Annotated in this window: 10 protein-coding genes and 2 pseudogenes; 5 read left to right on the top strand and 7 right to left on the bottom strand. The window is 68.6% G+C overall.

From position 1 onward, the window contains the following. Positions 1–287 (bottom strand): annotated as a pseudogene (locus AC3EQ1_RS30965) (P-loop NTPase family protein); the annotation flags it as partial. A gap of 305 nt (positions 288–592) precedes the next feature. On the opposite strand from AC3EQ1_RS30965, the gene AC3EQ1_RS30960 reads away from it, so the two are divergent. Then, on the top strand, positions 593–916 hold the full coding sequence (locus AC3EQ1_RS30960) for a hypothetical protein (protein WP_432097626.1): 324 nt from the start codon (positions 593–595) through the stop codon (positions 914–916). A 71-nt stretch (positions 917–987) separates the two neighbouring features. Here AC3EQ1_RS30960 and AC3EQ1_RS30955 read toward each other — a convergent pair whose 3' ends face one another. Both AC3EQ1_RS30955 and AC3EQ1_RS30950 read right to left on the bottom strand, forming a co-directional pair. Beyond that, positions 988–1,575 (bottom strand): hypothetical protein, encoded by a 588-nt coding sequence (locus AC3EQ1_RS30955; RefSeq protein WP_432097625.1) that lies wholly within the window; start codon positions 1,573–1,575, stop codon positions 988–990. Between the two features lie 1,203 nt (positions 1,576–2,778). Beyond that, on the bottom strand, positions 2,779–3,297 hold the full coding sequence (locus AC3EQ1_RS30950) for a phenolic acid decarboxylase (protein WP_432097624.1): 519 nt from the start codon (positions 3,295–3,297) through the stop codon (positions 2,779–2,781). Positions 3,298–3,403: 106 nt separating this feature from the next. Between AC3EQ1_RS30950 and AC3EQ1_RS30945 the strand changes: the two genes are divergently transcribed. Then, entirely contained in the window at positions 3,404–3,835 is a 432-nt protein-coding gene (locus AC3EQ1_RS30945; RefSeq protein WP_432097623.1) for a MarR family winged helix-turn-helix transcriptional regulator, read from the top strand. Between the two features lie 325 nt (positions 3,836–4,160). On the opposite strand, the gene AC3EQ1_RS30940 is transcribed toward AC3EQ1_RS30945, so the two are convergent. Continuing rightward, complete coding sequence (locus tag AC3EQ1_RS30940) at positions 4,161–5,132, bottom strand: helix-turn-helix transcriptional regulator (protein ID WP_432097622.1); 972 nt, start codon at positions 5,130–5,132, stop codon at positions 4,161–4,163. An 80-nt stretch (positions 5,133–5,212) separates the two neighbouring features. Between AC3EQ1_RS30940 and AC3EQ1_RS30935 the strand changes: the two genes are divergently transcribed. Then, entirely contained in the window at positions 5,213–6,037 is an 825-nt protein-coding gene (locus AC3EQ1_RS30935; RefSeq protein ID WP_432097621.1) for an SDR family oxidoreductase, read from the top strand. Positions 6,038–6,106: 69 nt separating this feature from the next. Here the strand turns inward: AC3EQ1_RS30935 and AC3EQ1_RS30930 are convergent, their stop codons facing one another. Continuing rightward, positions 6,107–6,454 (bottom strand): zinc-binding dehydrogenase, encoded by a 348-nt coding sequence (locus tag AC3EQ1_RS30930; RefSeq protein ID WP_432097620.1) that lies wholly within the window; start codon positions 6,452–6,454, stop codon positions 6,107–6,109. 22 nt (positions 6,455–6,476) lie between these two features. On the opposite strand from AC3EQ1_RS30930, the pseudogene AC3EQ1_RS30925 reads away from it, so the two are divergent. After that, a pseudogene (locus AC3EQ1_RS30925) lies at positions 6,477–6,875 on the top strand (TetR/AcrR family transcriptional regulator C-terminal domain-containing protein); the annotation flags it as partial. A 537-nt stretch (positions 6,876–7,412) separates the two neighbouring features. Beyond that, entirely contained in the window at positions 7,413–7,775 is a 363-nt protein-coding gene (locus tag AC3EQ1_RS30920) for a hypothetical protein (RefSeq protein ID WP_432097627.1), read from the top strand. A gap of 469 nt (positions 7,776–8,244) precedes the next feature. Here AC3EQ1_RS30920 and AC3EQ1_RS30915 read toward each other — a convergent pair whose 3' ends face one another. Beyond that, complete coding sequence (locus AC3EQ1_RS30915) at positions 8,245–9,468, bottom strand: HTTM domain-containing protein (protein ID WP_432097619.1); 1,224 nt, start codon at positions 9,466–9,468, stop codon at positions 8,245–8,247. 1 nt (position 9,469) lies between these two features. Beyond that, a complete protein-coding gene (locus AC3EQ1_RS30910; protein WP_432097618.1) occupies positions 9,470–10,051 on the bottom strand; it encodes a DUF5819 family protein in 582 nt (193 codons plus the stop codon). Between the last annotated feature and the right edge of the window lie 276 nt (positions 10,052–10,327).

The following is a 10,327-nucleotide window of genomic DNA, read 5'->3' as shown; positions in this document are numbered from 1 at the left end:
CGGCACGCAGCTCGGTGAGCATGTCGCCGTATCGTTCGGCGTAGAGGATGCCTTCGACGACGACGTGGGATCGGCGTCCAGCGCGTAGCGGGCTGTCAGGTCGATCAGGCCGATGTTCGCGGCACCGGGCCGGTGGGCTCTCGGAGCACGATGCGGCGGAGGTTGTCCTGGCCGACTACGGCCAGGCCGCGGACGGAGCGCTCACGCAGGCAGACCGCCACGGACGACTTCCCCGATGCACTGTCGCCGCGCAGCACGACCAGCCGGGTCCCTTCCGTTCCCACCATCACAGCGGCCACGCTGCCGATAGCCACCCACACCTGGCGCATACCGGGAACGGCAACGCCGCCGCCCGAAGGCACGGGCCGTCGGCAGTGCGGTGGCGGCACCGGCCGTACTGCGTCCGGGGCCGGGGCCTACTCCGCACACTCCATACCGGTGCGGCCTGGACGAAAGCCCAGCCCGTCCGGGTGACCGAGGGACCGCAAGTCCAGATTTCCGGAGCGCGGCTGGAGGAGGACCGTGGAGGCATGACCGAGATGTTGCGGGAAGCGGCGACGCTGCTGCGGCGCCGCACCGAGGAGGGCGCTCAGTGCCCTGCGAGCGGTGGAGGGTGGACCAGGACGAGTCGAACGGGCTGGTGCTGGCCGCGTTCATTCCGAAGGATGTCGACCCCGGCCGCGCGGTGAGCAGCGGCGTCCTCGCCTCGTTCGCCTACCCCGACAGCCCGGAGCGGGCGACCCACATATGGGCCCTGGGCTCGGCCGCCCACATGACAGCACTGGACCCGCCGGCCGCCTGGCTTAAGGCTATGGACGACTTCGAGGACCGGGCCGAAAAGCTCACAGACCTCCAAGAGCGGCGGCTGGATCCCGCGGCCCGCTTCGCTCGCACCTACCTGCGGACGACCGAGTGACAGCTCCCCGGGTCAAGGTCGACTTCTTGACTACCACCTGCTGTGAGGAGAAGTGTCGTGATCGGTTCGCCTCAAGAGCTTTTCTCCAGAGTGGTGGTGTCGTAGTTGTGTAGCCGTTTCCCGTCAGGGCCGTACACATTGAGTACGTATCCCTGGCCTAGGCGGACGCCTTCGCTGTCCAGGAACGACGCCAGCTTGGCGGCGAAGTCGTCAAAGGACTCGTAGCCGTTCTTCTTGCGGGTCCACACAGTCAGCACGACTTCGTCCTCCTTGCCCGTCGCGTAGTGGATGCCTTGAACTCCGGGGTCTCCCCCAGCCTTACGGTAGCGGGCAGCCAGTACGGAGTCGGTCCGGTCAGGAGACACGGTGGCGGTCGGGGGGCCAGCTTCCGGCTGGTCTCGCTGCCACGGAGCCGTCCCATCAGAACCGCACCCCGACAGGAGGACCGCGGTAACAATCGCTAGCACAGGCAGGACTCGTCTCATACCATCAGGCCTCGTGGCGCTTGAGGGGAGCCGTATTGGCAGGACGGCATTGGCAGACTGACGATGCCCCACGCACTCTGCCCAGGAGTCTCGTTCCAGCGACAGCTCCCCTCGGCGGCTGCGGCCATAGGCCTTGTCGATGAACTGCTGTGCTCTTGGGACCACCTCGGCCATACGGCCTCCTTCGGCTGGGTCACGTCACTGGCACGGGACTGGGCCCGCCGCACGCCGGCCTGCGGCTGGCGCAGCTGGCTGTCTCGGGTGCGGTCCCGGCTCCACAATAGGCTTCCATGGCTGTAGATGCTCTCCCAACTCTGTCCGTTCTGCGTCAACCCGATGCTCCCGGGCGAGGAGCTGAGTCAAGATCACATCTTCGGGCGTGCCTTCGGCGGCAAGGCCAAGATCCAAGCTCACAGGGAAGTGCAACAACGAGAGCGGCATGGACGCCGAGGGCGGATTGCAGAAGTCCGACACCCTTCACAACTTTCTCAATGAACCTGGCGGTCCTCCCGGACCGGACGGTGGCTGTCAGCTCGAAGCCGGGAAGCACCCACCTGATCTCCACCGATCTGAGCCGGGCCCTGGCCTCCTGGCCGATGTCCTGGGGATGGGAGGAGGAAAAGGCGAGGACAGGTGACCCCTGCGCCGCGTCAATCACCGTCACGCCCTCGGGCCGGCTGCTGTGCCTGACCTCCGAGTACGGCCTGAGCAACTGGGCCGGAGCGCACCCGAACATCATCGCGCTCTCCGAGCCCGGCAGCAGTCTTTGCCCCGGATCCAAAGCCACGCTGCGGGCCATCGCGACCCACGACGCGCGCCGGCCGGCAGACCGACGCCGACCAGTACCCCCACATCCGGTTCCAGGACACGCCGGTGGGGCGCGGCAACCGCCCGTTCCCCTCCCTGACCGAGGTCCTGTCCAAGGATGCCCACAGCCCTACAACTACCGTGACTCCAGGCTCGGGCGGCCGACGCTGCTGGGTGAGGGCTTGTTCGTCGTCCCCGTCTTCGGAAGGATCCACCGGTCGGGAAACCAGGGCCAGGTCATCACCTTCGTGCTCTTTGACGACCAGGGAGTGGTGCGGGGCCGCCTCGAAGGGCTGGACCCGTACAAGGGCAGCCCGTTCACCGGCTTCTGCTTCACCGTCGTGGCCGACCCGCACCGCGCACGCACGGGCCTTCCACCTCAACCGCTACGGTGGATGGATCCGCCCAGGTCCACCACCTGTGAGACACCCTCAAGGCAGCCAGGGCCCACGGGAGCGGGAGCTCATCGGCACCGGGACACTCTCGGCAGACACCCTCCGGCAGTACGGGCCAGTGCCGCATCGGACGTCGCTCTGATAGCGAGAGCGGTGAGCGGGAGTGCGGGGGCGGTCAGTTGATGCGGTCGGCGTAGCCCTGCGGCAGGTCGGCCGGGGCCGTGGTGATGACGGCTTCGTTGTTTTCACCGCAGTCCTCGAGGAAGGTGATTTTCGCGAACTCGGGGACGACACAGATCGGGTATGTCGGGCCCTGGTCGCGGTAGTTGGCCATCTGGTCCAGGTGGTCGTTCTGGAAGCAGACGGTGCGCTCGGGGTGCTGGTGCACCCAGTGGGGGAAGAAGATCACGCCGTGGAGTCGGCGCTTGGTGGGCAGCACGTTGACGCTGACCGAGGTGCCGGTGGGTTCGGTCCAGGAGATCTTGTAGATGTCCGAGTCGAGGCGGACGAGGTCAACGGTCTGGTTCTTCACCCAGCGGCCGCCGACCATACCGGTGTGGATCCGGTAGTCGATCGTCCGGGCGTTCTTCACGTACATCTCGTACTGCCAGCCGTTGGCATAGGTGTAGATGAAGTGCTTCCCGGTGATGCCCGAGAGGTCCTGCTCGGGGACGGGGTTCGCGATGGTCGTCATGGTCTGGCTCTCCTTGTGCGGTATACGGCGTCTCACGGCGCCCGGCCACTGAAGTTTGCAACAAAACTACTTTGAAGCAAAATCACTCTGCTGTCACAATGGAGCCGTGGACACTGCCGCCGACCTCAGCCGCCTCCTCGGCCCCCTGCGCCGAGCCGTACTGCGCTCGACCCGCGCCACCGAAGGCCTCCCTGATCTGCCCGACGCACAGATCGAGCTGCTCCGGGTTCTGTCCGCCGACGGCCCGCTGGGCACCCGGGCAGTGGCCGAGAGCCTGCGCGTCTCCCCCTCGACGGTCAGCAATCTGGTGCGGACGATGGCGACGGCAGGGCTGGTGGAACGTCACTCCTCCACGACGGACCTCAGAGCAGTGGACCTGTCCGTGACCCCGCACGCACTGGAACTACTCGAACGCTACGACCGGGCCAGCCGGGAGACGCTGGAGCAGGCCATGGACAAGCTTCCCCCCGGCGACCGCGACACGCTCACCGCAGCCATGCCGGCCCTCACGCGCCTGGCGAACGCCCTGGGCGGATGAGCACACAGCCGCACGCCCGCACGGTGGCGGGAACTCGGGAGGGTCATCGGCCGGTGCCGCACGGCCGAGTGAAGAGAGCGCAGTCGGCAGCAAGGCGGAAACGGAGGCCGTGAAGCGGGGCACACGGACGCCGAATGCCCGTTCCCGGGGGGGCTCACCTCTGAACAGCGGGACGCAGTAGGAGAGCTCGGCGCGGAGTGGGCACGACATCCATCGCCAGGCTGACCTCCACGAACAGCCGGGTACTTGCGTGCCGCCCGGGTAACAGCTGTGGCCCCGGGGTGCACTGCTGGACCTGCGGACGGCCGGAAGCGGTCAGCGGTCGTCACCGCACAGCCTCCTGGGGCCAGGCCGCCCGCTGGAGCCGGCCCGTCAGCGTCCGCAGACGCTCGATCAGTTCGACCGGCTCGTTCACCTCGAACTCGAAACCGAAGGCCGCCACCCACACCGCAAGGTGGTCGAGGCTGTCCGAACCGATGCGCAGCAGGCAGGTGTCGTCATCGACGGGTTCCACGACACCGAGCGTGGGCGGCACCTCTTCGGCCACATCCGCAGCCGAGCCGTGCATGGTGAGCACCGCCCGATAGCGGTGCGGGTCCGTGGTGAGGCCCTTGGCGAGGTAGTCCGCCAGGTCCTCGGTGGGCAGCGGCCTCGGGGTGAACCGGGGACCGGTGGGGATGCGCAGGGTCATCCGGTCGACGCGGAACCGGCGCCAGTCCTCCCTCCCGGTGTCCCACGCGAAGAGGTACCAGCGGCGGCCGTTGTGGACCAGCCGGTACGGTTCGGTGTCCCGGACGCTCTCGGTGCCGTCGTGGGAGAGGTAGTCGAAGCGCAGCCGTTCCTTGTCGCGGACCGTGGAGGCGATCGCGGTCAGCGTGGAGGGGCCGACGGTCGGACCGGGCATCGGAATGGTGATCAGTGCGGAGCTGAGGGTGTTCACCTGGTGGCGCAGCCGCGAGGGCAGCACCTGGTCGAGCTTGGCCAGGGCGCGTACGGATGTCTCGGCAATTCCGGTGACGGCGCCGCCCACCGCCGTCCGTAGCCCGACCGCCACCGCGACCGCCTCTTCGTCGTCAAGGAGCAGCGGGGGCAGGGAGGCGCCGGCGGCCAGCTCGTAGCCGCCGCCGACACCGCCGACCGCGTGGATCGGGTAGCCCAGCAGTCTGAGCTTGTCGATGTCCCGCCGTACCGTCCGCGGGCTCACACCGAGGCGGTCGGCGAGGCCCTTGCCCGGCCATGCACGACGGTCCTGCAGCAACGCCAGCAGACGCAGTAGTCGGGCCGAGGTTTCCAGCATGGGAGCAGTCTGCCCGTGATCGCGGACAGGACATGACCGCGATTGTTCCTACCGTCGTTGTCATGACGGAAGGAGATTCCATGACCATTCTTGTCGCCGGTGCCACCGGAAACGTGGGACGCCCGCTGGTGGAACAGCTGTTGGAAGCCGGACACCAGGTGCGCGCCCTCACCCGTGACCCGGCGAAGGCGGGCCTCCCCGCCGGGGCGGAGGTCGTCGTCGGCAATCTGACGGACACCGCCGGCCTGGCAGCGGCCTTCTCCGGCGTCACGGCCGCTCACCTGATCACTTACAACGGGGAGGACTTCTCGCCCCTGGCCACCGGCGAAGAGCTCATGGACCTGGCCGAGAAGGCCGGGGTCCGCAGGGTGACCGTGCTCAAAGGGGACCTGGAGAAGAGCCCGCTGGAGCGGGCCGTGGAGGCCAGCGGGGTGGACTGGACGCACCTGTCGCCGGTGGAATTCATGTCCAACACCCTGGAATGGTCGGAGTCCGTGAGGACCGAGGGCGTCGTCCGCGAGGCCTTCCCCGAGGCCAGGAGCGCGATGATCCACGATGCCGACATCGCTGCGGTCGCCGCGGTCGCACTTACCTCCGACGGGCATGCCGGTGAGGAGTACTGGCTCACCGGCCCCGAAGCGCTGACCCCGCCGGAGAAGGTCCGGGTGCTCTCCCGGGAACTGGGCCGCGACGTGCGGTACATCGAGCTGACCCGGGACGAGATCGTCGCCCGATGGCGCGAGGGCGGCTATTCGGAGGAGGACATCGAGTTCTTCATCACCATGCGCACCATCTCACCGGAGGCGGGCCGTACCCCGCTTCCCACCGTGCAGCAAGTCACCGGCACGCCGCCGCGCACCTTCGCCCAGTGGGTGCGGGAGAACGCAGCGGCCTTCGGCGGCTGACGGAGCGCCGGTGCACCCTCACAGCCGGCTTTCCTCTGTCTCCTGGCGCCGTCGCGGGCCCCGCGGTGGTCACGCAAGTGGCGCACGTGGGTGCGGTGCAGGCATCGATCCGCCTGGTGACCCGGCAGGCATTGTGAGCGCCAGCTTGCCCGTGACGCGGCCGTCGAGGAGGTGTCGGACGGCCGCGGCGGTCTCGGTGAGCGGGTAGACACGGTCCACGACGGGGCGGAGCGTGCCCGCGTCGATGAGGGAGGTCAGATCGCGCAGCCCGTCGGCGTGCTCGGAGGAGATGAAGGCGCCCAGGTGCCGGCCGGTGAACGGGGACAGCAGCTGTGCGCGGAGCTGCCGGTCGGTGCCGCCGAGCCAGACGCCGTTCGTCTCGCCGCGCGGTCGGCGGCGTGGGCACCTCTCCGACACCGGCGGTCTGGAGACGCTCAGCATGCGCAAGCTCGGCGAGGCCGTCGGGGTCGAGGCCATGTCCCTGTACAACCATGTGGCCAACAAGGAGGACCTGCTCGACGGCATTGTCGATCTGGTCTTCGGCGAGGTCGAACTGCCCGCGCCGCGCGAGGAGTGGCGACTGGCGATGCGGCAGAGGGCCGTCTCCCTGCGCCATGCGCTCTCCCGCCACGGCTGGGCCATCGGGCTGATGGAATCACGCTCCACTCCGGGCCCCGCCACCCTGCGTCACCACGACGCCGTTCTCGGATGCCTGCGTCGGGGCGGATTCTCCCTCGCCCTGACCGCCCACGCGGTGTCGGTCCTCGGACAGCTACATCTACGGGTTCGCCCTGCAGGAGAAGACCTTGCCCCTCGGCGCCCCGGACGAGACCGCCGAACTGGCGGAATCCGTCATGAGCGGCTTCGGCGAGGCGAGTACCCGTACCTGACCGAGATCGCGTTCACGTCATGCGTCCCGGATACGCCTACGGCGACGAGTTCGAGACCGGGCTGGACCTCATCCTCAACGGCCTCCAGCAAGCGGCGGACTGACGCACTCGTCGGCGATCGTTTCGACGGCGTGCCCCGGGCGAAGGTCCGGCTGAACGGTACGTGCAAGCAGACGGCCGCGACCGGCGACTCCCCCGGAGCCAGTCACCGCGCAGCACGACCAGCGAACCCTGAACGCGTCCAGCTCAGTTGGGCCGGTGGCGGAGACACCTGCCGGCCAGGCGGCCGTGTTGCCCTCGGCGAGCGAACTTCTGGGGCGGCCTGCGTGACTGATGCTTTCGGGAGAACCCGGCCGGATCACCTACCGCACGGCCGAAAGAAGGCTGGCCGTCGTGTAATGCCGCCGGATAGTAATGGTCCAGCGCCTGGCCGGATGCCGACACCGTCGGCGCGGAGACCAGCGCGCGGGCAAAGGAGACCCGACGTGATACGCAGACGCATCGCCTCTCTCGCACTCCTCACCACTGTGGTCACCACCGTCGGCATGGCCTCGGCCACCGCCGCCCCCGGCGACACGGCCACCATCTGCCACAGCTCGCTCACCCCCTCCGGTTGGGTCGACACCCAGTGGTGGAACAGCAGCGGCTGCGGACCCGGCTTCAGCCCCAACACCAAGCAGATCAAGGACCTCACCGGCTATCCGGTCGGTACGCAGGTCAACGCATGCGCCTCCACCTGGCCGCCCGCCGGGTGGACGATCACCGGCTCCTACTACAGCAGCGGCTGCCGCTACTCCGCCGTCCCCAGCTTCAACCCCAACACCTGGACCCTGCGCCGCACGTCCTGAGCGTCACCGTGGCCGAGGCCGGGCTGATCGACAGCCGCCCACCACAGTGACCCCACCCCCCGACAGCGGCAGAACCACGACCGTTCAAGGACATCTGACGTCCGCCGTTTGCTGACCTCACGGCCAATCACCCAGGGCGTGTTTCGAAAGTCCCGCCTGGCCGGAGGTGTCCGGCCCCGTCCTTCGGGCGGACGACGCTACTTTCGAAACACGCCCCAGGGCTGGCTTGGCTGCCGCTCGGCTGCCACCGTGCATCGCGCCGCGCGGTGGCGCCCGGAGGATCCGTGTTGTTGTCCGCTGCTGGGAGGTGCCGAACGTTGCGAGATCGGCGAACTGCCGGGGGGGGCGGCCCAATGCAGGCGGGTGCGCCGCTGGGCGCAGCACGGTGTGGTGCACAAGCCGCAGTCACCGTCGTGGGTGAGCAACGGCTGTGTGTCTGCACGGGTGTCCGCATCGCGGCTCGTGGGCGTCAGCTTCCGCTCACCGCGCCGATGGCAGGTTGCGGAAGGGGCTTTCCGGGGCCGCGTCCGGTCGTCCGGCGGGTGGCGCGGGTGCAGTGGGCGCCCAGCCATAGCAGGAAGGAGGTGGGCAGGAACACCGCGTCGCAGACGATCATGGCCAGCGACAGGAGGGGGATCCCGAGGATGATCGCGATTCCCGCGTGTTCCAGCATCATCGCCACCAGCAGAATGTTTTTGATCTTCCGGTTCGCCAGCGAGAAGGGGAAGGCCACCTGCACCATGACGGTGATGTAGCTGAGCGCAAGAGCCATCAGTGTGTTCGCCGCGAGCAGTCCGGCGAGCCAGGGCCAGGGCGTGAAGTGGTCCAGGTGCAGGGCGTAGTACAGGGCGCTTCCCTCCTGCCAGCGGGAGCCCTGGATCTTGTACCAGCCGGCCGTGGCGTAGATGAGGCAGACCTGAGCCGCGATCACCAGCATCGTGGTGTTGTGCAGCATGGCGGCACAGGAGTCGAGGACGGCGCGCGCCTCGTGGGCGGGGAACCAACGGTTAGCCGCGTACCAGATGCCGTGCACCGCCCACAGCACCCAGAACACCAGGGGCCAGCCGGCCGCCTGCGGTCCGAAGGCCCACATGAGCGCCATTCCCAGGGCTGCCCACAGGGCGACGCCCACCCGGTCGCCCGCGAAGGCTGTGGTTCGTGAGCGGGCACGGCGTGCGTCGAGCGACCACACCTGTGCGCAGCGGGTGAAGACCAGGTAGATCACCATGATGCGGATGACGTTGTCGCCACCGTCGCCGACGAAGGTGTTGCGGTTCTCCAGCGAGAGGACGCCGACCATGAACAGGACCGTCATGGTGCGGGTGCGCCAGCCCAGCATGACGGCCAGAGCGGTTGCGATCGTCAGGTGGTAGACGAGTTCGAACCACAGGTGTCCGCCCCACCAGCTCAGCACGGTGAAATTGTGGTCTTCCCGGACCAGGGTGAGGGTCATCTCCCATGACAGGGGGCTGTGGTCCCCGTAGAGCACCCGGCGGTGCGGCCATTCCCGCAGGAGGAAGGCCGCGAAGAGGGCGGCGAATCCGACTCGGATGACGGCGGCCTGGTAGGGCGCCCGGGCCGTGCAGAGGGCATCGGCGATCCGCGCAGTGAGGCCGTCGAGCCGGCCTCGGGCCGGCCCGGGGGGAGCGGGCTCACGTGGCTCAGGCGATGCTGCGGCCTGATCTGTACTCAACTCACAACCCCTTGTAGTCCTGGTCCGTCACCGGCCACCACCGCAGTTTCCGGAAGGTGGGGGTGTCCGTTTCTTTCTCCGTTTTCCACGCGGGAGGCGGCACCATCGTCATCCGCACACCGATCTGGAGGCCGACGACGGGCTCGCCGTGCCGCACACGTCCCATGCGCTGGAGCGCGACGCGCAGCAGGTAGTCGGCGGCCAGTTCACTGCGAAGCCGATCGGTGGCTTGCTGGCTGTGTGTGGCGACGTAGCTCTCCCAGGCGCGGCGCAGCATGTTCTGGTGCACGTGGCTGGGTGCCGGGTTGCCCCTGATGATCCCGACGTCCTGGTCGGTGAGGTTGACCCAGGCCCAGGTGTGCAGGACGCCGTCCTCGCCCCTGGTTCGCACCCGGGCCGCGACCGCGTCATTGCGCTGCATCGGGTTGGGGGCGAACAGCTTCCAGTCCTGACCGAACTCCGGGTAGACGTAGGCGTCGATCCGCTCCTCGTACCGAGCGGTGATGGCGTTGGCCGGGGCGATGGAGAGGAAGACCAAGGCCAAGTGCGCCAGCGCGGCAGCGAGGAGGACCGTGGCGGTCACGGCCAGCACCCCGGTTGCCCACGGGGACCGCTGAGGCGTTGCAGCGTCTGCGGGACCGGGCCGGTCCGTATCCCGGGCGGACGCCTCATTGCGGGGCGGGCCTGCATCCGGGGAGAGGGCCTGGTCACCGCCGCGCGGCGAGCGAGGAGGGGGGAAGAGGGCACCCGGGCTCGTTCCGGCTTCCGGGTGCGGGACCGCCTCGTGCACAGCGGTCACACGATCGGCGGCGGGCCCGGCATCGGAGCCGGCGCCTGCCGAACGGTCGATACCCATTCT

Source organism: Streptomyces sp. bgisy100, from assembly GCF_057709105.1.
This window is presented reverse-complemented; position numbering and strand designations above follow the sequence as displayed.